This is a genomic window from Candidatus Bathycorpusculum sp. (assembly GCF_009778815.1).
Taxonomy (GTDB): domain Archaea; phylum Thermoproteota; class Bathyarchaeia; order Bathyarchaeales; family Bathycorpusculaceae; genus Bathycorpusculum; species Bathycorpusculum hydrogenotrophicum.
On sequence record NZ_WRFL01000021.1, the window covers coordinates 1 to 24,644 of the forward strand.

The 24,644-nt window shown below is 39.4% G+C and carries 18 protein-coding genes; 6 read left to right on the plus strand and 12 right to left on the minus strand.

The window, feature by feature from the left end; all coding sequences use genetic code 11:
• Positions 1 to 111: 111 nt before the first annotated feature.
• The 4 genes from FWF39_RS05700 to FWF39_RS05715 are packed head-to-tail and all read right to left on the minus strand — an operon-like array spanning position 112 to position 5,020.
• A complete protein-coding gene (locus FWF39_RS05700) occupies positions 112 to 855 on the minus strand; it encodes a type I restriction endonuclease (RefSeq protein WP_343382480.1) in 744 nt (247 codons plus the stop codon).
• On the minus strand, positions 819 to 1,961 hold the full coding sequence (locus FWF39_RS05705) for a restriction endonuclease subunit S (RefSeq protein ID WP_343382481.1): 1,143 nt from the start codon (positions 1,959 to 1,961) through the stop codon (positions 819 to 821). Before FWF39_RS05705 ends, FWF39_RS05700 begins: the two co-directional genes overlap by 37 nt.
• Positions 1,945 to 3,441, minus strand: a complete 1,497-nt coding sequence (locus FWF39_RS05710) for a class I SAM-dependent DNA methyltransferase (protein WP_343382482.1) — start codon at positions 3,439 to 3,441, stop codon at positions 1,945 to 1,947. Before FWF39_RS05710 ends, FWF39_RS05705 begins: the two co-directional genes overlap by 17 nt.
• Positions 3,434 to 5,020 (minus strand): class I SAM-dependent DNA methyltransferase, encoded by a 1,587-nt coding sequence (locus FWF39_RS05715; protein WP_343382483.1) that lies wholly within the window; start codon positions 5,018 to 5,020, stop codon positions 3,434 to 3,436. Before FWF39_RS05715 ends, FWF39_RS05710 begins: the two co-directional genes overlap by 8 nt.
• Before the next feature lie 368 nt (positions 5,021 to 5,388).
• Between FWF39_RS05715 and FWF39_RS05720 the strand changes: the two genes are divergently transcribed.
• From FWF39_RS05720 to FWF39_RS05730, 3 genes are all read left to right on the plus strand, one after another.
• Entirely contained in the window at positions 5,389 to 6,705 is a 1,317-nt protein-coding gene (locus FWF39_RS05720; RefSeq protein WP_343382484.1) for an SIR2 family protein, read from the plus strand.
• A 32-nt stretch (positions 6,706 to 6,737) separates the two neighbouring features.
• Positions 6,738 to 7,991, plus strand: coding sequence for a leucine-rich repeat domain-containing protein (locus FWF39_RS05725; RefSeq protein ID WP_343382485.1), 1,254 nt, complete (start codon positions 6,738 to 6,740; stop codon positions 7,989 to 7,991).
• A 112-nt stretch (positions 7,992 to 8,103) separates the two neighbouring features.
• Positions 8,104 to 8,238 (plus strand): hypothetical protein, encoded by a 135-nt coding sequence (locus tag FWF39_RS05730; protein ID WP_343382486.1) that lies wholly within the window; start codon positions 8,104 to 8,106, stop codon positions 8,236 to 8,238.
• Between the two features lie 534 nt (positions 8,239 to 8,772).
• On the opposite strand, the gene FWF39_RS05735 is transcribed toward FWF39_RS05730, so the two are convergent.
• From FWF39_RS05735 to FWF39_RS05755, 5 genes are all read right to left on the minus strand, one after another.
• Positions 8,773 to 10,470, minus strand: a complete 1,698-nt coding sequence (locus tag FWF39_RS05735) for an N-6 DNA methylase (RefSeq protein WP_343382487.1) — start codon at positions 10,468 to 10,470, stop codon at positions 8,773 to 8,775.
• Between the two features lie 10 nt (positions 10,471 to 10,480).
• Entirely contained in the window at positions 10,481 to 13,294 is a 2,814-nt protein-coding gene (locus FWF39_RS05740; RefSeq protein WP_343382488.1) for a protein kinase, read from the minus strand.
• Positions 13,295 to 13,343: 49 nt separating this feature from the next.
• Positions 13,344 to 14,099 (minus strand): metallophosphoesterase family protein, encoded by a 756-nt coding sequence (locus FWF39_RS05745; RefSeq protein ID WP_343382489.1) that lies wholly within the window; start codon positions 14,097 to 14,099, stop codon positions 13,344 to 13,346.
• A gap of 80 nt (positions 14,100 to 14,179) precedes the next feature.
• Positions 14,180 to 14,770, minus strand: a complete 591-nt coding sequence (locus tag FWF39_RS05750) for a nucleoside 2-deoxyribosyltransferase (RefSeq protein ID WP_343382490.1) — start codon at positions 14,768 to 14,770, stop codon at positions 14,180 to 14,182.
• A 1-nt stretch (position 14,771) separates the two neighbouring features.
• Complete coding sequence (locus FWF39_RS05755) at positions 14,772 to 17,354, minus strand: ATP-binding protein (RefSeq protein ID WP_343382491.1); 2,583 nt, start codon at positions 17,352 to 17,354, stop codon at positions 14,772 to 14,774.
• 141 nt (positions 17,355 to 17,495) lie between these two features.
• On the opposite strand from FWF39_RS05755, the gene FWF39_RS05760 reads away from it, so the two are divergent.
• Positions 17,496 to 17,831, plus strand: coding sequence for a hypothetical protein (locus tag FWF39_RS05760; RefSeq protein ID WP_343382492.1), 336 nt, complete (start codon positions 17,496 to 17,498; stop codon positions 17,829 to 17,831).
• A gap of 369 nt (positions 17,832 to 18,200) precedes the next feature.
• A complete protein-coding gene (locus FWF39_RS05765; protein WP_343382493.1) occupies positions 18,201 to 20,795 on the plus strand; it encodes a COR domain-containing protein in 2,595 nt (864 codons plus the stop codon).
• 252 nt (positions 20,796 to 21,047) lie between these two features.
• Here FWF39_RS05765 and FWF39_RS05770 read toward each other — a convergent pair whose 3' ends face one another.
• A complete protein-coding gene (locus FWF39_RS05770; RefSeq protein WP_343382494.1) occupies positions 21,048 to 21,395 on the minus strand; it encodes a hypothetical protein in 348 nt (115 codons plus the stop codon).
• 217 nt (positions 21,396 to 21,612) lie between these two features.
• A complete protein-coding gene (locus FWF39_RS05775; protein ID WP_343382495.1) occupies positions 21,613 to 21,963 on the minus strand; it encodes a hypothetical protein in 351 nt (116 codons plus the stop codon).
• Positions 21,964 to 23,181: 1,218 nt separating this feature from the next.
• Here FWF39_RS05775 and FWF39_RS05780 point away from each other — a divergent pair.
• The gene (locus tag FWF39_RS05780; RefSeq protein ID WP_343382504.1) at positions 23,182 to 23,886 is read left to right on the plus strand and encodes a nucleotidyltransferase domain-containing protein; all 705 of its coding nucleotides are present in this window, start codon (positions 23,182 to 23,184) and stop codon (positions 23,884 to 23,886) included.
• 27 nt (positions 23,887 to 23,913) lie between these two features.
• On the opposite strand, the gene FWF39_RS05785 is transcribed toward FWF39_RS05780, so the two are convergent.
• Complete coding sequence (locus tag FWF39_RS05785) at positions 23,914 to 24,477, minus strand: TATA-box-binding protein (protein WP_343381314.1); 564 nt, start codon at positions 24,475 to 24,477, stop codon at positions 23,914 to 23,916.
• Positions 24,478 to 24,644 lie beyond the last annotated feature (167 nt).

Consider the following 24,644-nt stretch of genomic DNA (forward strand, 5'->3'; position numbering starts at 1 on the left):
AATTGTCTCAAAAATTATCCAACGCTCATCTTTGGTCAAGTTAACACTGTACTTTTTATTCATAACTAAGCACGTGTTAACATATACAATCAACACTTATTTATAATGCGGTCAAAGCAATACTGTGAAAAACTGGAAAATATCCATAATAATTTCGGGCTTAAACATGGCGGCCACACTGCGATTCACATCTGCAAGTGTACCTTCAGTTTTATCCAGTGTATGCCACGGTCCCCACAGATGGAGGGGCATATTTACGGCGCCGAAACGGAAACATTTGCCCTCACTAGCAAAATTAAATACATTTGGAACAAACATCTGCGGGATACTTTTTTCATATGCCAAGATGTCACCCGCACCATCAAGCCACGTTACAGCATTGCGAGTAGGCGTTTTCAGCTCCCCTACGGCAACAGGAAAACCATTAATGAGCAAAACAATATCCAACCGTTTACCGCCAACATCTTTGGGGAATACCCATTGATTGGTAACGACGTACTTGTTCAGCTTCAAGTCTACACCCGTACCAAAAAAGCGAATGGGTATCATGCGTCCATCCTCTCCAAAGGGGTAAGAGTTTTCCTCAAAGACCAGTTTTTTGAACTGCTCATTCTGTGTCACGAGGTTATGCGGTTGCACAGACCGTATAACCGCTATAAGTTTGTATATCACATCATCAGCATATTCAGGTTTTGTAGCAATTTCAGGGTTTAACCGAATAAGCGCATCACGCACCATCGACTCTACTAATACATCAGCGTGAGAGCGCCGTAATTTGTCGGCAGAGATATATTCCCAACCGTTTTTACTGATTATATCTACGAGCAGTTGCTCAAGGTCTGATTCATAGAACATTCTCTCGACCTGCATATAGTGTTATATAAGAATCTGATAAGCATTACTTGCCGCTGAGAGATAAATTTTGATTTGTCAACCTGCCGCACGAATTCAACAAAGCGTTTTTGGAGTTCGAATGGGGCTTGTGGAATTTGTATTTTTTTCAGTACTTCTGTCGTTATGCCTTTTATTGTTGCACCACGTTTTTGTTCATTGAAATATACTGAATATGTATCAAGAACTTTTTTGATATATAATGGTTCAAATCCATTGTTTATTAATTCTGTTATACCAACTATATCCTGATTGGTGCACATTGGTACCATATTAACCGAGCACTTTCCAATACCAACTCGAATACCAAATAACACAGAATTTTCTGGAATAATTTGGGTTGCACTGTTTTTAACAGCTTTATCAGTAATCAGTTCCATCGCTTGATGATCATCAATATAATTATCGCCGAGCGCAACGGTTGTAATCCACGGGATTATCCCTTCATAATATTCAGGTATCAACCGGGATGGTGTACCACCACTACGAATCTTACTTATTTCGCCGAGTAACACCTTGTTTGTGATACTCTCGAACATCTCGATAAACCTCGATTTGACAAGATTTTCTGTTGCAACTAGTAGTCGTTTGTACGTTTCCCGTACATCGTTTGCTACCCACAACAACTCAGCAAGTTTACGTTGCTGTGCAAGTGATGGCAAATCAAACTCAACATCTTTTATCCTGCTCCACATTACACGCTGCATTATAGATCCAGCTGAATACCTTTCAGCTATATCAAAAAAGTAGTCTGAGCTCACGAAGAAAGGTAAAAACTCTTTTGCGATAACATCTTCTTTCGGATGAAGAATCATTATATCTGCAGAACATAAACCATCGTGTGGAGCAATGCCTGTACGCCGTAAATACGCATTTCTACGGCCAAATAGCACGTCACCCCTTTTCATTATCTGCATAGTGCTTTTAAGAGGAACTTTACTACCATAACGAGAAACAATTATAGTGTCCCTTTCAAGATGCTCCAAACCAACATATGTTTTAGCATCATCAAACTCAGGTTTTCGTCTTTTTTTCCCAACGGTTGCTATATCATCAAATGGGTATCTCATTTTTCACATCATCCATTAGAGATTTCAAATCCTCATAGGATAATCTCAAGTTATGTATGGTATCAAGCCAAGCGGAGACGCACTCCGTAACTGAACATGTATCCACTGTTTCTTCGTTTACTGATTCACGAACATACAAAGGTATTGATAAAGACCAACTATTATTTTCTGCATCCGCAACAGTTATAACCTTTGCAAAACTATCTCTATCGATATAGCGATCATAAACGCTTGCAATGTTATTGATATGTGCATCATCCAACCAGCTTTGTGCGTTCTTACGCGTGACCTCATTCACAGCATTTATCAATAAAATCTTACCCCGTCTATCTGGACGCTTTTCTGTTCGACATATAACAATACATGCTTCCATCGGTGAATTGTAAAACAGATTTGCACCCAACCCTATAACACAATCCACCAGATCAGAAGTTATCAACTTTTCACGCAAAACGGCTTCTTCATTGCGAAATAAGACGCCATGCGGAAACAGAATCGCGCATCGACCGGTTTTTGGGTCGAGACTTTTGAGAATATGTTGGAAAAAAGCATAATCAGCACGTCCCTGCGGCGGAGTGCCAAGAAAATTCCGACCATACTTGTCAGCAACAAAGGCTTCCCGATTCCATTGACTGATAGAGTACGGCGGATTGGCAACAATCATATCAAACCGTTGAAGTTGACCGTTCTCAATAAACGCCGGTGAAATCAATGTATCATCATTAACTATTTGAAAATCCTTTACACCATGCAAAAACAAATTCATACGAGCAATCGCCGATGTTAGTGCGTTAATTTCTTGACCGTAAATTTTGACGTTTCGCCATTCTTTTTTATGTTTCTTTAGATAGGCAATCGCTGAAATGAGCATACCCGCACTGCCACAGGTTGGGTCATATATTGCCTCACCGGGCTGGGGTTTGAGCATTTCGGTCATCAGATGAACAACGGTACGGTTTGTGTAAAATTCCTGAGCCGTATGACCGCTATCGTCGGCGAATTTACCTATCAAATACTCGTAGCCCTGACCAAGTTCGTCCTCGGGGCAGTTCTTTATCGAGAGTGTTAGTGTAGAAAAGTGCTCTATCAAGTTTTTGAGCAACTCATCAGGCAACCGGTTTTTATTTGTCCATGCACCATCACCAAAGACCCCGGAAAGCTGTTTGACATTTGTACGCTCAATGGCGCGAAAAGCGTTAATGATTGCCACACCGACATTTTCATGAACTTCGCGCACATCCCGCCAATGGAAACCGTTTGGTACGACAAAACGGTGATTTTCAGGAAAGTCTAACGCTTCTTCGCCGTATTCTGTGAGCACAATATCCCGTTCCTCGTCGTACACGTCGCTTATGCGTTTAAAGAACAGCAACGGGAATATGTATTGCTTATAGGAACCAGCATCAATATTGGTCCGCAACAAAACAGCCGATTTCCATAGATAACTTTTGAGCTCGTCAAGGGTTATGCGCTTACTCATTAACATACCCTCCCTCCACAAGTAGCTTCCTGAATTTATCCTCAGCAATATGAACAGCCTCGAGAGCGGACAAAAACTTTTCTCGAACCTCAGATGGCGACACTGCTTCCCTTGAGGTTTTTCCAATGTAGCCACTAACAGACAAAGAGTAACCCTTAGCACGAATGTCCTCAAGAGTTGCTATTTTCACCTTTTCTATAGCATCAGTGTATTTTGAACAGAGCAAATACACCTCAGTTATATTTTGCTCGGTCATAATATTTTGTGCCCGTTGTGCCGTGAAGCTGTTTGTTGCATCCACAAAACACACCTTTCCAATATGTGGTTTAGGTTTATTGTTATTTAAGACCAGAATACAAGCCGAAACGCCGGTAGAATAAAACACACCGCCCGTGAGTGCGATAACATATTCGAGCTTATCAGATTCAATCATCGCCTTACGAATAACGCCCTCTTTGCCACTGCGGAATAACACACCTTGTGGTAACACAACTGCCAGTCGCCCATTTTTTTTATCCATAGACTTTACCATGTGTTGTAACCATGCAAAGTCGGCGTTGCTGTCTGTGGGACTACCCCATAGATTGCGTCCATATATGTCGCTTGAAAATTGTTCGGCGCCCCATGCCTTCAATGAAAACGGCGGATTGGCTATGACACAGTCAAATGTCTGAAGTTCGCCGCGGTAGAGAAAGTTGGGTGAGCGGAGTGTATCACCTTGGGTTATGTGAAAGTCTCGTGCACCATGAAGAAAGAGGTTCATGCGGGCTATTGCAGAGTTGGCGAGATTTTTTTCCTGTCCATAAATCCGGCCATATGTCTGTTTATCGTCGTTCATATAGCGTATGGCCTCAATTAACATGCCGCCTGTACCGCAAGCCGGATCGTAAACCGTTTCACCCGCTTTAGGTACAAGCAACATGACAAGCAACTTTACGATTGCTCGAGGGGTATAGAACTCACCAGCATTTTTCTTTGAAAGGTCTGCGAACTTTTTTATCAGATATTCGTAGGCATCACCCATAACATCAGACGAATAATTTTCGTTACCCACCTTAATTTTGGACATATGTTCCACAAGATCCTTGAGCCGCTCATCAGATAATTTGTTCTTATCCGTCCAGTTTGCATCATCAAAACTGGAAAACACGCCAAACAGTATGTCGGGATTAGCACGCTCAATACCTATCATGGCAGTTACAATGGCCTTACCGACATTTTCATGTGTGTTCCGCACATCATTCCAATGACAGCCCATGGGGATAACAAAACGGTGATTTTCCGGAAATTCCGCGTATTCCTCATCACCACCTGATTCTTCAAGGGCTTTGATGGTTTCCTCATCATACACATCAGATAAACGCTTAAAAAACAATATCGGTATGACATAACTCTTGTATTCATCTTGGTTTATCGGTCCGCGTAGAATATTACAGGCCCCAAACAGATGACGAAACAGTGCCTCACTTGTAGTTTCCTCTTGAGGCGATATGGATGACGCCAAATCCGCATCAGTGGCAGATAAGGACGTTTGCACGGCTTTACCACTTGATTTACCCTTTACCGTTTGCTTAGCCAACATGATCCCTCACTATAATCGTTATAATCACGTTTATTTCTATACCGTTAAACAAATAAGCATTCACACAAAGACTACTTTTCTTCAACCCATAACCCATTTGCGGTGTACACTGGAAATGATCTACCCGCTTATTGAATATGGTCTTTTAATCGGTGACTAAAGCGAGCTTTATCGGCAATATAACCCTAACGCCTGAGGAGACTGACGCACGACGAAAACATCTATTTTTAACGCTTTTAATCAGATTTTCTTATGCATAATGATACGTGTCACACTTTTCCGTTTTTTCCAATGTAACACGGGTATATTACAAGAGGTATGCTTCCACCCCTTGAAAGCAGTTTTAAGGTCTATTTCCTAACTGTATGCCTCATTCAGCCCATAAGATTGCCGCCTTATTTTATTCTTGTATTGACCTCTTTGATATACAGCAGGATTTTGGCAATAATCATAGGATAAAGTCCGATAAATCACGCGAGCTAAATACACACAGGAAAGGTTATTCTAATAGAGAAAACAAACCATTTAGTACAGAGGAAGGGCACAATATCGTAACATTTAATGGAATTATGGACTTTAACAACGAAAACACAGGTGTCTTTGAGGCACTTAAAGGGCTACTAACAAATAAACAAAAAGCAAAAGTAGTTCCTTTTGTGGGTGCTGGGTTGTCTGCTGATTTCGGGTTCCCCACTTGGACAGCTTTTTTAAAAGAAGGCTTTGAAATCAAGAAAAAGAAAATGCCTGAAAAAACAAGTTATCTAGTTATTGCTGAGCAACTTCGATACGAAATGGGCAAAGATGAATTTTATGCGTTCGTACGCAGAAAGTTTAGTCGAGATATTGATAAATCTAAAATCGCTCGCAAGGCTGTTAGCTTTTTACCAAAGTTGTTTCCCAGTCTTATAGTCACAACAAATTTTGATAGACTTTTAGAACAGATACACCCAAAAAATCCGCCGGTAGCATATCCGCAAAAAAATGGACCACTACTAAGTTATGCCCTTGAGAAAGAAAATCCACTTATTTTTAAAATACATGGTTCAGTAGAAATAGCTGAAGACATTATTTTCACAAAAGACGCATATGATGACGAATATGCCCAAGAAACTGATCTGGTGAAAGGTCTGCACAGATGTTTTTCTGAGGATATTTTCCTGTTTTTAGGATGTAGTTTAGAACAAGATAAACCTCTTGAAATATGGAAAGAAATGATTCCTAATTTGAAGGATCACATTCATTACGCTATACTACCTTGCAAAGAAGAGAAGTGTACACAAAGACGAGAAGAACTGAGAAAGCAAAACATCAATGTTATTCTATACCCTTCAGGTAAGCATGATTGTGTACGTGTCATTCTGAAAGAGTTACTTCGAGCAACATACCCATACCTACGACGATCGGGTATTACGCCCTTCAGATATGATGCTGGAACGGTAGGCTTTTTTGGTCGTGAAAATGAATTGGAAGCGCTTCAAGCATTTCTTACTGCAAATAGGGCTTTCTGTTGGACGGCAATTACTGGTGCAGGAGGTTCTGGCAAAACTCGGTTGGGGTATGAGTTTGCAGAAAACAATGTATCTTGGTGGAATGTACCTAAACTTGGTGAGGCATACAATAAAGAAGAATTGGACCGAACAAAGGCAAATATTGAAGGAGATACTCTTTTTGTTTTAGACTAGTCAAATGGAAAACTAATTACATCAAAGACTGGATGATAGCCCTATACGATCAATATCACGATAGCTCCAATATAAAAATTCGTGTTTTGCTCATTGAGCGGGAAGCAAAAGACATCTATACCGATGATTGGGGCGATAAACTCCACGAATCTGTCTGTAACATTGGAAGTACCACAAACTTTTCGAACATAGAAGACAATTTTATGAAGTTAAAGGCACTGAAAGATGAAGCCCTATCACAATTAATCAATGATTTCGCTAAAAATAGGTATGTAAATCCTGTGGACACTAAGTTGATTATTAAAACGTTGAAAAAAATCGACTCGAATTTGTGTCGACCTCTGTATGCATTATTTTTGACTGACGCGCAGATTCATGGCGACAATTTGTTGAATTGGGATAGGTCTCATGCCTTGAAATATGTGTGTGAACGAGAACAGAAACGCATTGAAGAATATATCCAAAAGGGGCTTGAGCGCGGTTCTGTTGTTCCGGCGGTGCATAAAAAAATTTTTGATGCATGTGAAAGGTTTATCGTAACAGCTACCTTATCAGGAGGACTGGACTGTAAACGGGCTGAAGAGATTGCTTCAGAAGATTGGAAATATTTAGATAATGTGATAGCAAATATGTATGGTAAAAATGATACCTTAAGTTTGTTGTCTGCTGTGGGTATTATTCCAACGGAGGTTGACTGTGCGTCTGAGCGCATCCCGCCGTTGGAACCTGATTTGATTGGAGAATATTACTGCATTTTATGGGTAAAAAACATGCTGAAGAATGAATTGGAGACGAAAAATAGGGAATTGCTGGAAAATGTGCTTGATAGAGCATTGAAAAATGACCTTCGAGCCGCTGCAATTGTACGAGACCGCATTATGCGGGATTTCCCAGATGAACTGCAAAATAATGGAGATAAAATTTTTGGGACAATAAAGATTCCAAACGGAGTTACCACCATTGAAGAAAAAACGTTTCATGTATGTAGTCACCTGATAGAAATACATATTCCAAGCGGCGTTGACACAATTAAAAGACACGCTTTTTTTGGGTGCACCAATTTGACGGAAATACATATCCCCGATAGTGTCACTACAATTAAAGAACGGTCTTTTTATTGGTGCCGTAGCTTAACAGAAATACACATCCCAAACAATATCACCACAATAGAAAATGAGGCGTTTGGTGAATGTGAGCAATTGGCAATAGTCCACTTACCCAACAAAAATATCAATATTGCAAAAAATGCATTCCCTAAACACACTAAAATATGCATCATCCCATAGGTCTAATCTATATATTTTGAACACTACATAGCACTTTCATCAGCAGTATTCTCAACGATTTCAGAAAAAACAGTTAAAACTTTTCATAATGCACCGATGCCGCTGTTTATAGATGAATTCATCGGCAGACAAAAGTGCCGCATGTTTATTCCAAATGGATGGAGTGGTACCGAGGGTAGGGTTTGAACACGGGGCTGTTGGCTATATCTCCAACAGTTCCTCATTTTTTGATACTAAACTCGAATAATATTCTATAATATGCTTAGACTCTTGCTTTCTTATATTTACCATTACCGATCTGTTTATTTTATAATACCAAACTACGCAAAAACACTGCTTCAAGAGCCATCATTCACTTTATTGCCAATTTTAACACATCCATTTTAACTTTTCACAATTTTCGCACCAATACAATCAAAATATTAATGTAAAGATGTGGCGGGGTTGTGTAAAGTGTTCGTTATTGCGCAGTCTGATATCTAAAAATACTTCTAAAGATAAAGGGTTAGTGGGCCCCGTAAGAGCATCACCTAAAAGTTGGAGCTTCAAAAATGGCTGAAAATGATGCTTGAAATGATTAGTTGAAAGCACCTTGTTTATTGTTCTCTCGTCAACCATACAGCCTAACTTTAGGACAATCTTGTGAGAGTTTAACCGGTAGCTAAAATTATAATTTTGCTAAGGAACTGCCATTAAATAATTTGATCATATTCAGGGCACAATTCATGGTTTTATCCGATAAAAATGCCCAAGTTATTTCGTGACAGATCCTAAGGATCAACTAATCTTTAACAATTTTTAGCCTGTCTGTCAAACGCTTAGAAATTGGCAGCATTTGCAAGTCATTTGGTTCTAACTTCACAATTCCACCGCTATATCTCCGTCCCACGCCAACGGGTTCATTTTTGAACCAATTTTTTACGGATAAATTTAAGTCTTCGACAAGAGTTGCCATTTCATTATTGTCTAATGAATCAAATGACTGATTCAAATAAATCCCAAGTAAGTTAGTCAGGTTATAGACTTTAGCCTCGTTGTAAATGAAACGAGGAAATCCTCTTGCGATATAAGTAAAAAATAGATGCGGAACACGTTTCGAATGCTTAACGTAATACCATGGGTCTCGATTTTTCGAAGTCGGCGTATTATGTATTCCTGATGCTTTTCCTTGGGAAAGATATTCTCTAATACTGATTGGAAGACTATCAAATGCCTTTTCAGGTGAAATTGTGAGAAGCCAACAAGGTTTATCTTCCTTCAATAGATAGCCCCAATCAGCCTCACTAAAAACCGATTTTAGTTGTGGAATTCGAGTGGGGATTACTTTTTCAAGGAAGTCTTTTTTTTCTTTTTCAGTTACACAGAGTTCATTAGCGATTTTATCGGTTAAAATAAAAAATTTGTTTGCTCCAGTTGAGATACCTCTATGGACTTCAGCTATCTGTCTCAAAGAGATATTGTTTATGCGCGTTTTAGGTGTTTTATTAATAATGCCCTGTTTTACAGGCTCGAAATATGTAAACGTCCAAAGTTTTCGTATTTTTGCATGTAAATCAAGAGATATTTGATCGACCGGTTTAGCCACCCATCCGTGTTTTGTGATATAAAAAATGGCCTCGTTTGTTTGTTTGAATCTTTCTTTCAAATCTTTTAACTGTAAAGACCCATATCGTGTTCCATTCATTTCGGGTGGGACTACAAACATCATTCTTTCGCCGTTTAGAAGACTGGCGGAACGCGCAAGAAAATATGAATGCGCCCCTGCGTAGCCCAGTAAGTTAAGTTCTTCTAAGAGTTGTGCACGTTCACCCAACCTATGGAATCTAATAAATGGGGGATTACTAATGATGATGTCAATTCGGTCCCCCATAATCTGTTTTATTTCATTTCCGATATTGGGCCCAATAAAATTTGAATATAGAATTTTCCACTCTTTTGGAGCCTTAAACCAATCAAGGGATAATGCAGCACTCAAAGCCAAAAGAGGCGAATTTTCAACACCTAAATACCGAATGCCGCTTAAATCTATTTCCTTATCCTTTATATTTTGGAATATCGTAGCAGGGAAAACACCCGTTCCACATCCAGGATCAACAATAGACTCTCCACTTCTTACTGACAGCTGAGAAACCGCACGTTTAGCTACCGGTAATGGTGTGAAGAATTGACCACATTTCTTTCTTATGTCTTTTCCTGCAACAACCTCATAAAGGTAACCAAGGGCAAAGGGGATTTCAGAAGAACCATCGGGAACACTTCTCTTGAGAAGTTCCGCGCGGTACGGTAAGTCTAAGGTTGCCATTTTCGCTGGAAATGTTGGACAATTTATAATTCGTTTAAAGGTATGGGTAGTGCAGAAATATATCAACAATTGCATAAGACTTTCGCGATCATTAACCATCATTTTTGCTAGCTTAGCTATTGCCTTCTTAGCTATTGCCTTCTTAGCTATTTGCGTATCAGCTAATATTTCTGACAATCTACCCGCTCTACTCTATCGCATTAGTTATTATTGACCTCATTTCATCAGGTGTTATGAAATAGCCAATCCATTGCCTTAATTCAGGATGGCAAAGAACTCTTATAGGTGCCGTGGATTTCATGAGATAATTTAGTGCATTAGTAAGATTGTGTGATGGCGCGGCAGGAACCTCTTTGTAATATGTTTTACTTTGTAATTCTGGTACGTATATCAGGGGTCTATCATAGGTTAATTTTTTGTAATTAGGAATATCAACTAGAACAGCGAGATTTTCATTCAGAATTTTTTGCACTTCGTCACTTGATGGATAAAGTTTTGTTTCGGTGGTACTTTTTTGCTTATTAAATTTTTCTTGAATGGCTTGTTGTACCGCCTGGCTTAATTTCAATTTTTCAGGCCATTTAAGATCTTGTAGTTTATCGATAAGTTTAGAGTTATCGCTAGTGCCCGCACTCTCATTTTGAATAGTATAAACCCGTTTATACAGATCTCTTTTAAGAATGAGATCTATAAGAGCGATTCCAAGTTTACTGTCCTCCGTTGAGGAAAGACGCTTTAGCCAGTTTAGCATTTGCCAATCTGACCTGCACAATCCAGGATACCAATTGACAACCGGTTCTTTGTCAGGTCTGCTTATGTCAGCCATCGCATCATCGCTAGGTATTGCATTAAGGTCCACCTTAGAGTTTGCTTCTTTTGTTTTATATGATGAAACTTTGGGCAAGAAATCATTAGGTGGTATCGTCTCTTTTTTTATGAAATTGACCAGTTTTTCGTATATTTCATCGATCTTACCTTCGTCTGGATATGTTTCAAAGACTTCTTTTGGAAGCAATATAACTGTTGCATATTGTAGCATAGCTTTGAGGATTCTTGAAGTATGATGCCAATAAACCGATGCGTGTAGAAGATAGCGAGCCAAACTAAAAGCAGACGCACTAGCGACTCCTTTTTCGTAAACTCCAATAGTCACTTTATTAACTTTAGATTGCTGAGGAGGTATTCTAACGGTAGTTAGAACACTTAACAAACGGTCTATATCTAATTGCTCGCCATAAGGAACTCTTGTATTAATTGAATCTCTGATAATATAATCAGCTTTATCTGCATCTATAGGGCCGTCTATTATTGCTGATAACATATCGGCTTTAAAATCTTGTACTGATTGATTGCTATTAAGAAGACTATGAGAAGATTGAGCTTCGAGTATTTTTTTAACTTGATCTATTTTAACCCCCCAACCAGTTACCTCATTTTCTATTATGTCCTTGAGAGTTCGCCCCTTTTTATCTGGCATAGGGTCATATAGTAGACTTGCAGAGATCTTAGAATGATTAAAAATTTTCCTATGTACCTCTTGAAGGTCATGTGCTAATGGATATTGACCTAAATCATGAAATATTGCGGCTAAAAGAACAGCTTTTACATCCTGTTCATTGATTAAATTCCGAAATATACAATTTTGGGAGTCATGAAATAGAGCAGTAACATAATATCGGGTGTACGTATATGCTCCGAGGGTATGATCGTATCTTGAATGATCTGCTGTTGGGTAGATGAGAGTAACTAAACCAAGTTGACTTACAACTTTTAGTCGACCTATTAAAGGATGTTCTATAAGTGAAACTAATCGGTCAGTCATAGCAGTGTTAAGGTTTGGAACTACACGTATCGTTGATGCTGGAAACGTTTGAAGTTCCGGTACCCCATTCTCTAAAGCCCATCTACCTAATTCTTTATCAAGATCCTTGACAACATCATCCAAGTTCATATATTTTATAGTGGCATAATCGTCGATTTCTAGGTTTTCAAAAACTTCTGGAAGTTCGTCAAATTTATCTCGCGCATCAATGGCCTTGATTGGCTTGATATTTTGACCGTCAAGCAGGCGAGTTGCAAGGAAATATAGCGATTTAAATAACGGCCTTTGAGGAAAATCATGCGGATGGTTAGCAGAGATTTTTTGCAATAATTCCAAAATTGATTTACCGAGTGCATAGTAATCAAATTCAAACTTAATGTCCATTTTTTTAATGGCCGGACGCAACCGACCTGTGGATGTCTTTTCAACCAATTTCTGCAGTTTTGGATGAGCATATGCTGAAGAAAAAGAGACAGGGGTTGGTGTGGGATCGGTTTCATCTGCTTTTATCGCAGTCCCGAAATCAATAACCAACAAATGACCTTTATTATCAACAACTACGTTTTCCGGCTTTACGTCAAGATAGATAAAACCCGCATTATGGATATGTGCTAAGGCATAAACCCATTGCTGAACTATATCGGTAAATTTCAATAAGACAGCATCAAGCAAATCATTATTGATTTCACCGTCGATAACAGATAGTTTATCGATGTATGATAAAAGCCCTTTTGCATTCAAAATATACGGTTCAACAATGTAATACAGAGGAGGGGTTATAGACTGTCCCGAGTTAACTTCAAGTTTACCCGCGTCGACCATCTTGATTATGTTGAAATGATCCAGCAGGGGTATAACTTCTATTTCAGCCTCCAAACCACTCCTAATTTCTGGATCAAAAATCGGACGGCTGAATTTTATGGCTAATTGTTGATGGGCAATATGGTTATGTGACGCTCTAAAAACAATGCCGCTACCACCTTTTGCGATTGGTTCTTCCAATTTATAGAACGATAGCCTGCCATCTTTCTCTTCTTCTTCAAGCCGCGCTAAAAAAATTTTTAAAAAAGGCTCTTCTTTCTTGTAATCGCCAATTTTACGATCTTTTTCGTAAAAGTCTTTAATTATTGCTAACCAATTTTCAACTTTACTATCGAGCTTTTGTGATCGGTTTTCCAACGCTATATCCCCTCACCATAACGATTAGCTGTATATCTGGTTAATTATATTAAAGTTGGCTTTGATGCTTTCGCAAATCGAGAGGGGTTATATGGTCGAGATTTAATGGATTAATGCGAAGAGCGAAAGGTGAACCACCATAAACGTCAGTTGAAGAAACCGTTATAATTTTTTTACCATGCGAGTAATATGGTCCAGATTGTGCTTTACCTGGTTCATGACTTCGTATTATTTTCTTAACACCTATATTAGCACAAACTTCCATAGTGATATCTTCCCCAAACTGAATGCCGATGTTGCGTTCTTTATTAAAACGTTGCCCCTTTCCCTCAAATGGATCAGACCAAAGCACAATTTTTTCAACATTCACAGTTGGATTTCTCAGATCATTATAAACCCGAATGTCACTTGAGATACCTCCGTGAACAAAGAGGATTTCATCGGGAATAATTGCAGCCAAATATAATTTATCTACGAATGGTTTAAGTTCCTGAATAAAAAAAGTTTGCCAATTCTCATTCTTACTTTCAATTTCTCGTTTAAGACTGCAGTCATTAAATTTTGGATTACCAGCCTGAGAGAAGTCTTCGTGATTACCTTTAAGGGCAATAATTGTTTTAGGATGTTTCTTAGTTAGATTATCTATTTTTCTAACGACTTTAACACCGTCTGGTCCTCTGTCGGCATAATCGCCCAAAAAAATAATTGCGTTTCTATTTACATCGATATCATCTAAGGCATTGGATAGACTCTCAAAATCTCCATGAATGTCTCCAATAACAATTAAACTTTCTAAATCTTGCAAATCACTCAAGCTAAATTCGTAAAGACTTGTATTTATCTCAGTTCAACCCTCTAATGTGCGTCAAGTTGCGTAATAAAAAATCATTTTACATTTAACAGTAGTGTTCTAGCCTGAAATAGGCATTTCTCAAAAGCGCCTAAATATGTGAATCTTTGATCAATTGGTGCATCATCAACAATTAAAAAGCCTCCACTATTTAGGACACCCCCATCCAGCATTAAGTTATCTATGAAACCCCATTGTTCTATAGCCATATCATTTTTATCTGCACATCTTTGAGCGCTTACCGTTGCAGGCAATCCTGTTTCATACAGTGTTCGCTGTGTAAAGGGTATAGACGTGTTTGTGTATGCGAAAATCTTTTTTCCGAGGCCTCTGGCAAAACCCAGCTCATATGAGGTACCCACATCGGCACTCGGGCCCCTAAAAGGTGTCAAGTTCGCAATTAGGAGATCACAGGTCTCAATTAAACGTTCGTTTGTTGCACTTATTAAAAGACCAGCTTCTCTTGGAGACTTATTGCTTATGTCCAGTTCTGTATCTATAGGAAAAACACCTTCAAAACCATACTTAGCACAGAGACTCTTTTTTTGGTGACCAAATTCAAGTGCATTTCTTAAGAACACTTCAGGACCCGCAAGATAGACTTTTAATCTTTTTTTTTCAGACATACTATTTACCTTCTGCTAAATTATCTTTTGAAGAAACCTGAGATTTCCAATCAGGCCATTTAATCGAACCATTAAATTGATGTTCATTAACCCATGAAGTTATGTAATTACTGATTATGTCTATTCCGCTTTTTTCAACTTCACAATCTAAATCTAAAACCCATTTCCACTCTTGCCATTCTTGAATAGCTATTTCGCAAGGTTTAGCATTTTTTTTATTCTGTTTATTTGGGCATATTATAACTGGTTGGTCAGGTAACTTATTTTCTGGAGATGGAAATTGGGGCGTTTCTCCCTCACTATCATTTAATATGTAATTTAACGGTGTATCTTTTGCTGGCTTAGCGTCCATAGTGAACCAGCCTTTCTTACTCAATCGACTCATCCCACAGTTAGCCGACTTTACTATAACATAATTTAACCGAGTCTTTACCTCTTTTTCATCTAATATTTTTTCCATTTTTGCCAATTCAGAACGCATCCTGCCTAGCCGCGATAGGGCATCAGGGGAATAAACGCCGATTTTTTTATCAAATCTACCCTCTCTAACAGCGGCCTCGTCAAGCCCATAAACTTGGTTGGTGGATAGGATATAGGCTAACTTCTGTTTTTCGGCGCTGTCATAAAGATTCTTAAGTTTTGGCAACATTCCTGGCGTCAAAAATTGGAAAATACTTGCAGGAAGTTCAATCTCTTCTCGTCGCCAAAGAATTGAATCAAACTCATCGAGAAGAATGACTGCATTAGTTAGAAGAGATAAAGCCTCGAATACAAATCGGGCCCTCGTCTCTACTTTTTCCTGACCCGCCAAGAGTATATCACTAGGAGTTATAGCAACAAATGGAACGTTTGCACTTTTAGCTAGTGCCTCAACAAGTGTTGTTTTTCCCGTATCTGGCGGACCAAACAATATTATAGCGTACAAACGCTCATAGTCCGTTTTAAAGTCTAGAACATGGGCTAGTAAACGTTGAAATTCAACCGCAATACTCTGCTTTCGGATGCCTGCTTTTACAAAACCATAATCGGGGTAGAACAAAGAGCGCAGGTCTAAAGATAATTTATCTGGTTTTCGCACACTCAAGTGTCTAAAAATTAGCATATTGATCTGTTGATCTATCATTTGAGTTACAGAACTCAGAGTATCGATTGATAAAGCAGATAGCCACCAAGCACATTCGCCTTTTGAATGGTCTCGCTCATGTCTCCAACCTTTTACATCATCCCGCCAAGTCTCAGAAAAGAAATTTAAAAATTTTCTTAGGACATCAGGATCAACTGTATAGTCCGTATGGGAAATAAGATGCGAGACGGCCCTAATGATTTCTGCACCAGAAACATGTAAGACATAACCTTTTTTATAGACATCAAATGGTCGATGACTCGGAAAACGACCATCATTATTCATGAGAGGTAAAACTTTTTCTAAAGAAAAATAAAAACGTTTATCGTCCCATTTTTCACGGAGCCTTCCAAAACCATCTGCTGCAAAAATCAGTTCAGCAGCATCACAGCCTCTTTGAGGATCTATCGTTATTAGAGCTAATTCCCGGTCCATGATTGAGGATAGGAATTTTTTTGCTGGTTCCAATGTAATCCCAATACCATCTGTAAGACCTTCGAGCATTGATGAAGCTATTTTAGACACTATTTGGGGCTGATCTTTGTTTTTTTCTACGGCATCACTAAAATTTTTAAGCGATTGTACTAGATTATTGATTGATTCGTTAGCTTTTTTATGGGCAACAGGGTCATGTACTGAGCTATTTGTTTCTATGTTTGAGAGCACGTCATCAATTTTTTTGAGAGCATCCGTTAAATAAACAGAGAAACCAGTTATAATCTGTCCAGATTTTTTATCGATATCTTGTTCAGTAAAAAAAAGATTATTGCCTTTTAAGCTCTGTAACGTTGTCTTTGCCTGAAGCTTTGCTCTTAATATGTCAACTTGCCACCACTCATCTGGGACCGCATTTGGTTTAGCATCTAAAGCTAATAGTTCGGACAATGCATTAGCGGTTTTTTTAAATGCATCTCTAAAACAGAGAATAGCACAAATGCACCGATAGGTAACAAACGCAGTCTTAGGTACATTATCGGCTCCCGCACTTGCGCCTCCAGAAATTTCGTCAGGGTTTGAGGTTATATTAAGCTCATAAAGAATACGATAATAGCAATTCAAGGCACCTTTACTTAGAATACCCTGAGGATAGTGAGATAGCGTTTCCAAGACTGAACAAGCTTTCAGCACAGGAACATGATCTTCTTCTTCGTTAATGAAGTTACCAACTTTAAACAGATCGACTATATTTAGATCACTAACAGATGCATATAATGCATCATTTAAACGGATATAGTCTGAATGAATTTCCCTTTGTTTAACCTCAAATTGCTTCATTACCTTCAAAAGTTGAGCTTTTTCCACATAATCCCCAGGGTTTGACCATCCGGGCCTCTTTTCATCATACTGTTTGGAAAAAAGCCCTTTTATACCATTATCCGTTAGTTGCCTTGCTTGCTTTCGCATGACATCCAGTAAGCGTGCTTCTTCAAGGTCATGTTCTAGGATATCTTGTTTACTCATTTAGTAGCGCCTTTGCTTGCTTGAGACAGTACTAAGATAGCGTCAAAGATAAAAATACCTGCTGTTTACTTTCACCTAAATGTAGACAGTTAGTTTGTAACATTTTGTTGAAAGAAGCTCAAAAAAACTAAGTATTGTTAGGTGCACCCCAAAAAAACCGAACACATCTTTTTAGCCGCAAAACTCTTCAATCCAAGATTGAACCAAATCAAAATCCATACACTGCGGCATTGGAAAGGCACAACCGAATACGACAAAACCAAAGACATCCTCCACATCATGCAGACATTAGGCCACAAAAATATCAAGAATACTTTACGCTATACTCAACTTGTTAGTGTAGGGGAAGACAAAGGTTTCATTTGTAAAATTGCAAATACACCTAATGATGCTGTTGCTTTAATTGAAGAAGGCTTTGAACTACACTGCAACTACGGCGAAAATGATGAGACAAAATTATTTCGTAAAAGACGATGAAACAAGCGCCGCAGACAGTTCCAATTATGAGTTGGAATGCCGCAGACAGTTCCATAATTACCATTATGGTGCCGATGGCAGGGTTTGAACAAGGGGCTGTTGGTTATATCTCCAACAGTTCTCCTCTCTTTTTGAGACTAAACAGGGAGAATAAAAATATGGTTGTTTGAGTGACTTTCAGGTTAATCAAGTTTTTAATTTCCATTTTATCCCGATATGCTTGTCACGTTGATATTTTTGAACATGCTTGAATATGCGTACATACTGATAAATTCTAAATTTTGGGAAACATTGGTTATTCTTGTGTGTTTTGTCATGGCACGATTTAATAATTCCAGTTTATTAGTATAAACATCAAGTGGGTATAATATGGGTAAAGATTTCCGAGAACAAATTCAGGAGAGTTTATCTGATTTCTCGCGTGAGGATGCTTGTTTCTTTGCTTGGTTGTGTGCTGTGCGTGCTTTACCCTTTCTGGCCTTGAAGGGTAACTTTGATTATTGGAAACACTCCTATAAAAGAAATCAAAGACAAAAACACCTGTTTGCAGTATTAAACGCATTAGATGTCACTTATGCCGCTGCCAGAGCCGCCAACGCCGCCACCACCTACGCCGATGCCGCCTACTACGCCGCCAGAGCAGCCGATGACGCCACCATCCACATCAGAGCCGCCGATGACGCCAGAGCCGCCAGAGCAGCCGATGCCGCCGCCAGAGCAGCCGATGCCGCTGCCGATGCCGCCATCCACGCCGATGCCGCTGACAGAGCTGCCAACGCCGCCATCCACGCTGACAGAGCTGCCAACGCCGCCCGAATCAATTTAATGGATATTTTGCTTGATGATTTAGAAATAATTAAAGCTGGAAAGCGTAATTTCAAAAGTGATACTGATGCATATGGGCTGATATGGCTTAATTTTCAACGTGCTTTGCGTGATTTAGGTTGTGAATATTGGGGTGAGTGGTATGCAAAGGTGTTTGCTAATGGTTTTATGCTTGACAAAGCTGATATTGCGGAAATTGAGTTGCGACTCAATGTTCCTAAGGAAATTATGGAATTGGGAGCCACCGATGTTGCTATATTTGTTCGGAAGATGAAAAAAGGTGTTATGCGGCTTAATGAGGCCCGTATTATTTTGTTGGGTGAGGCAGGGGCTGGAAAAACATCTATTGCTAGACGTTTAAAAAATCCTAATGAACCAATGCCTGAGAGGTGGGAGAGTACTGAGGGGGTGGATATTACCTCATTTACTTTACGAGACATTTGTAGTGATGTTTCTGTGGAGCAGGATGCTAATGTGTATGTTTGGGATTTTGCTGGTCATGCTATTACTCATGCGGCGCATCGTTGTTTTCTATCAGAACGATGTGTTTACATTATTCTTTACGATGGCAGAGCTGAGGGGCGGAATAGATTAGAGTATTGGCTTAATCATGCTAGGGATTATGGTAAGGAGTCTCAAGTTTTTGTTCTTGTGAACCTTATTAAAGGTGTTCGTAGACCAGATATACCCGAGCGTTATATAACAAAACATTATGAAAAACAGAATTGCAAATTTTATTATTTCTCAATTAAAGATGATGATGAAAAATTGCTAGAGTTTCGTGCTGATATTGCACATTTTATTGCTACTAATCCTGCTTGGAATAAAGATGTGTTGCCTATTGATTATTTTGTGGCTAAGGAAGCACTTAAAGCCACATTTGGCGATAGAGATTATATCGAGATTGAGGATTTAAAAAAGGTTGCACCTGATGTTAATGAGGATATGCTTAAGCACCTTAGAGAATTAGGGATTTGTTTACACTATCCTGACATTAAAGGACTTCAAACGTATGTTCTTAATCCTGAATGGATTACTTGGGGCATTTATCATATAATAAACTGGTTAAAAGATACTAAGAGGGCTTATCAGTTAACACAAGATGATTTTTACAAAATATTTGCAAAACATAGTGCAAAGTATCCGGATAAACAGTATGATTTTTTATATAAAGTAATGAGAAAGTTTGAGCTAGCTTATGAAGATACTAATAGGCAGGTGCTTGTTGTTCCCCAGTGTTTAGATGAGTATCCGCCAAGTGATATTCTTGAGCCACCTAAAGGCAATAGACTTAGCATAGTGTTTGAGGCTAAACAGGAAGAGACTTTTAAGCCGATGCCTTTTCCTTCAGATGTTATACCACGGGTTATTATTAAGCGGTCAGCAGAGGCTTCTTTTTATCTTTCACGTGTTTGGAGATATGGAGCAGTATTGTATCCTGATGATGATACGTACGCGTTTATTGAGCAAACGGATAATACTATTGTGCTACGTGTCACTGGAAAAAACCGTGAGGCATATATGGCCATATTGTTTGGAACAGTATTAGAGGTTATCGCCACCTATGACAGTTTTATAGACAATAAGCCCAACATAAGTTGTGAAATACTTGAATATCCGGGTAAGATGTATCCGCTCCAACAGTTGATAAACTTGTATGTCGATGGTGAAAAAGTTTGCGAGGATAAAGGTAGTAGAATGTTTTTTGATGTTATAAAAAACACAGAAAGTTATGTTCCAAAAAACACACCAAACTATTTCATTGAAAATTACTTTGTTAACCACGTTGAGGGAACTGGTAATACCGCACAGATTATCCGACCTGATAAAGGTTCCAGAGTCGTTGCACCTCAAATCATTATTAGTGTTAATGATCTTGAAAAGTTGAAGTGCCTTATTGAGGGTGCTCAAAAAGGAGTAGCAGGTACTGCTAATGTTTCAGATGAGACAAAGGATGAGGTTTCCAAGATTCTCAAAGAACTTGAAAAAATACGTGAAGAACTGGTAAAGGATCCGTCTAAGAGAGGTTTGCTGGAAAAAGTCTGGTCCAAGTTGAAAGGTATAAAAGAACCTGTTTCGCTTGGTGCTGACTTTCTTGCACTGCTAGCGTTTATACTACCACTAATCCCAAAAGGTTGAATCGTTGATGACTTAACCTCTAAATCTGCTCTAAATAACATAATAACTACCGGTCAGTAGGCAGTAGACATGTTGGATGCGGAGAAGTCTGTCTAAATGGGAATAGAAAAATCTACCCTTTAAGCTGTTATAAGTCCAATGTCATGAACTTGACAAGCGCAGATTATTTAGGATAGCATTTTAGCTGACGTCGGTACGTGCTGACACACGGCAATAACCCGCAACTTGTACAGACAAACCACCTCAGCCGCACTAAAAGACGTACAAGATAGTCGTCACACCAACATAACTCCCATCTGCACGCAAAATATTAACAATGTGCAAACAGATACTACTGCTGGGTGTTTGTATTAAAACCTCATAGAGCTCTTTGCTTCTATGATTAGCTATATGCTGAGGGGTAAGGTTTAGGGTGACTTTTTCATCATGGATTTGCATCTGGGCTTGTTCCGCTTTAAAGTCACTTTTTCTAAGTCGGATGACAAATTTTTGGTCACTTGTAAGCCATGGAATAAAAAGGTTCAAAGAAGGGTAAACACGGTCTATGAGAATTATGGCGGGTATGTGATCGGTTAGAGTGGGGAGTTTTTGGAGATGCATTTTTGCTTGGGTGATTTCGTTGAATTGTAAACGGGTTTATGGTGCAGGTTAGTATTACTTTGTTTAGGACGTCATGGCAACAGGATAGGCACAGTGATGCTTGGGGTTTGGTGCCGTGGCTGGTGGTGTTGCCGTATTTTTTTTAGGTTCTCAGGGGTAGTGGGTAGGTTTGTGGTTGTGGCGTCATATACGACGGATAGGTAGCCGTTTATGAGGTTTAGGTCGGTTTGTTGTTTGTGTAGAGGTGGGTGGTATGGTAGTCGCAGAGGGTTTCTATTGCTTTGGGGTTTAGTTTTTTGCGTTGGTTGAGGTAGCCGGTTTTGGTTATTATGGTTTGGTTGTTGGTGTTTGTTTGGTTCATAGTTTGTTGTATTGTTTGGCGGTATCTTTTTAATTCTATGGATAGAGTGGTGCCTTTGCGTGTTAGGATGTGGGGTATTAGTTTGTTTAGGGGCATTTTGCGGTTTCTTGTGAAATGGTTGGGGTTTAGGCATTGGGCTGTTTGTATGAAGGTTTCATTTTCGAATAGATTGTAGTCTTGGTGGAGGTAGTTTATTTGGTGTCTCATGACAGTTCTCTTTAGGTTGTTGGGGGTGTTTTTTGAGGCAGATCTTTTGTAGCTACCCGTTATTTTGTACTATTTTTATCCAGATATATTTTGTTTAATCTATTGTTTTGCTAGATTGTATTGTGTTGTGTTTGTGATTGTTTTTTATAATATTTTGTGTATGCTGCGAAGTTTAGTTTGGCGTTTGGAGACCTATTTTACGAAGAAGCACAAACCAAGCCGAAGGCAACAACCCTTATTTTCTTAAAGTTCAGGGCTTCAACGAAAACTAGTGTAGCCACTTATGAGCAAACCTGCCACCATAGTTATGTTGTTGAGAGGCTTAGAGACTCAAGTGTGCCTCACAAGTCGCTCTCTTTTTTGTAGGTTTTTTGTAGGTTTAAATAGTTTGGCGTATTGACATATCTGTAGATAAAGAATCGCCTGTAATAATTGATTTTTAGTTGTTGTAACTTGTTGTGACAACATTTCTTTATATTTTGAAACCAGGTTAGCTATTGTTAGGAATGCAAAGATAGCCACTCAGTTGGGCGGGTTAGGTTGCTGGTGGAGCAGGCGGTTACTCACAATGTTTTTGGCCGCTTAATTTGTCAGCGCAGGGCTTGATCCGCCTAACAAAACTTCTGCCCTGTAATGATGACTGAAGTTTGCTTGGTATGTGTTTTTGTTTTTCTTTGTTTGTTTGTAAGTGTGTTTTTTGTTCGATTTTGGTTAGCCTGAGAAGCTATGAATAGCGTCTGAGTTTATTTGTTCCTTTATTGTCTGTTCGTGCCTTTGTTGATTTTTTAAGAAGTGTGTCTGTACAGGTTTGGTTTGTTTTTGGTTGTGGTGGGGTGTTGGTGGAGTGGACCGCTGGGTTTGACATAAGAGGAGCAAAAGGGAAGGAAGATGTGCTAAACCCAGTGTCCCTGATGGGAGGTTGTGATGTCATGTCAGGTGAATATGTGATTTCTCCCATCGCTCCACCGTTATACCGTATAGGGTTTTATTTGATTTAATGCTAAGTGTGCGAACAAACCATCTAATTACTGGACAAGTGCACTGTTTAAGCATTTGATCACTGGACAAACGGTGAATAAGGTGTCTAGTTTTTGAAACACCCAAACAAACAACCCAACACACAACAATGCCGCTAATTAACCGCGTGCAGACTGTTGTTTTGGTGGGTTTGTGCATAAGCAAATATGTGATGGCGCATAGAGAGAATGTTTGAGTGATATGGCAGTTAAACCCACAAGTTGCGGCGACTATAGAGAGGTAATCTACAGTGAAGCCCGCTGGACCCAACTAAAAACTCTTCGAGTCAAAGCAGCAACCATAATGACTGCCCTTGAGTTGTCGCATATGCACGCAATTGTTCATGGCAGCACAGCTCGGGGGGATGTGAAAAAAGACAGCGACATTGACATCTTTATAACCGAGATCCCAAACAGCTTCCTAGTAGAGACAGCCCTTGAAAAAGCAAACCTCCCCATAAGCAACCGACGAATTGTGCAGGCAACCCCCAACAACGCCATGAAAGCCCACATCGAACTCGACGAGCAAACCACCGTCTCATTTCCCCTCATGGAGATGCGCCTAGTACAACGCGAATTTTACCGTTTTGGCGGCCAAGCAAACCTTGCCGAGCTCAAAGCCAACCTACGCATATCAGGCATAGATAAGCGCCTCATGCTTATTGAGCCCACCAAAACAGGTCACATCGAGAGCAATATCATAAACAAAGAAGAAACAACCGCCAACCTCTTAGGCATCTCAACCCAGACCATTCTAAACCGTGTCCATACCCTGCTCCGACGAGATACCGTAGGCCGAACAGGCATCTATATCAAAAAAGAACTAACATCTCAGGAAACCTTTGAACAAGCCCTAAAAAAACTAGCCGAAACCAACCCGGCAGTACGCCGAAGACTAAAAGGCTAAAAAAAGAAAAGTAAGAAATAGTTTGTGTTAGGATGGGTAGTAGATGAGTTCTTTTTCTTCTAGGAGTTGCTGGATTTTATCAACAGCCTCATAGACCTGTTCTTCTTTTTTAGCACCTACACAAACAAGTTTGCCGGCACTAAATATGAGAAAGACCACCTTTGGTTCATCCATACGATAAACTGCACCCGGGAACTGCTCAGGTTCATACATAACCCGGCTGAGTTTATAGACCAAGCTTTCTAGGTCAATTTCGCCGCCAAGTTCGGCTGAGGCCACAATGTTTTGAATGTTAACGATGGGTTTTTCTGTGATTTGGATGCCTTCACTGCGGAGCTCTTTAACTACTTTTTCCACTGCGCCGCGGGACTCTTTTTCAGATTTGGCACCGGTGCAAACCATTTTGCCAGTTCCGAAAATAAGCGTAGCTGTCTTGGGTTTTTTAAGCCGAAAAACTAGACCCGGGAAAACTGCAGGATTGTACTCAGTTTGCGGGAATTTTTCCACGATTCTTTGCAAGTCGATCTTTTGATTCAGGGAAACAGACGCGACTATGTTTTGAATGTTAATAATGGGTTTGCGTTTACTCATGCCATCTCACGGGCTTATTTATATAAATAACACAGCCACTATATAAAGCATCTATTTATAAAGAGCAACTAGAACCACTTTACCAGCTTTTAACCACAAGAACACTAATCCTCCACAGCTTATTACTTCTAAAATTTTTCCTGCAACGATATGTAAACTTGGCCAAT

What these genes read in the sequence shown, in the direction of transcription:
- FWF39_RS05700 (WP_343382480.1), bottom strand. Translation starts at nt 855, where the DNA reads ATGTTCTATGAATCAGACCTTGAGCAACTGCTCGTAGATATAATCAGT.
- FWF39_RS05705 (WP_343382481.1), bottom strand. Translation starts at nt 1,961, where the DNA reads ATGAGATACCCATTTGATGATATAGCAACCGTTGGGAAAAAAAGACGA.
- FWF39_RS05710 (WP_343382482.1), bottom strand. Translation starts at nt 3,441, where the DNA reads ATGAGTAAGCGCATAACCCTTGACGAGCTCAAAAGTTATCTATGGAAA.
- FWF39_RS05720 (WP_343382484.1), top strand. Translation starts at nt 5,389, where the DNA reads ATGCCTCATTCAGCCCATAAGATTGCCGCCTTATTTTATTCTTGTATT.
- FWF39_RS05725 (WP_343382485.1), top strand. Translation starts at nt 6,738, where the DNA reads ATGATAGCCCTATACGATCAATATCACGATAGCTCCAATATAAAAATT.
- FWF39_RS05730 (WP_343382486.1), top strand. Translation starts at nt 8,104, where the DNA reads ATGAATTCATCGGCAGACAAAAGTGCCGCATGTTTATTCCAAATGGAT.
- FWF39_RS05750 (WP_343382490.1), bottom strand. Translation starts at nt 14,770, where the DNA reads ATGTCTGAAAAAAAAAGATTAAAAGTCTATCTTGCGGGTCCTGAAGTG.
- FWF39_RS05755 (WP_343382491.1), bottom strand. Translation starts at nt 17,354, where the DNA reads ATGAGTAAACAAGATATCCTAGAACATGACCTTGAAGAAGCACGCTTA.
- FWF39_RS05765 (WP_343382493.1), top strand. Translation starts at nt 18,201, where the DNA reads ATGGGTAAAGATTTCCGAGAACAAATTCAGGAGAGTTTATCTGATTTC.
- FWF39_RS05770 (WP_343382494.1), bottom strand. Translation starts at nt 21,395, where the DNA reads ATGCATCTCCAAAAACTCCCCACTCTAACCGATCACATACCCGCCATA.
- FWF39_RS05775 (WP_343382495.1), bottom strand. Translation starts at nt 21,963, where the DNA reads ATGAGACACCAAATAAACTACCTCCACCAAGACTACAATCTATTCGAA.
- FWF39_RS05780 (WP_343382504.1), top strand. Translation starts at nt 23,182, where the DNA reads ATGGCAGTTAAACCCACAAGTTGCGGCGACTATAGAGAGGTAATCTAC.
- FWF39_RS05785 (WP_343381314.1), bottom strand. Translation starts at nt 24,477, where the DNA reads ATGAGTAAACGCAAACCCATTATTAACATTCAAAACATAGTCGCGTCT.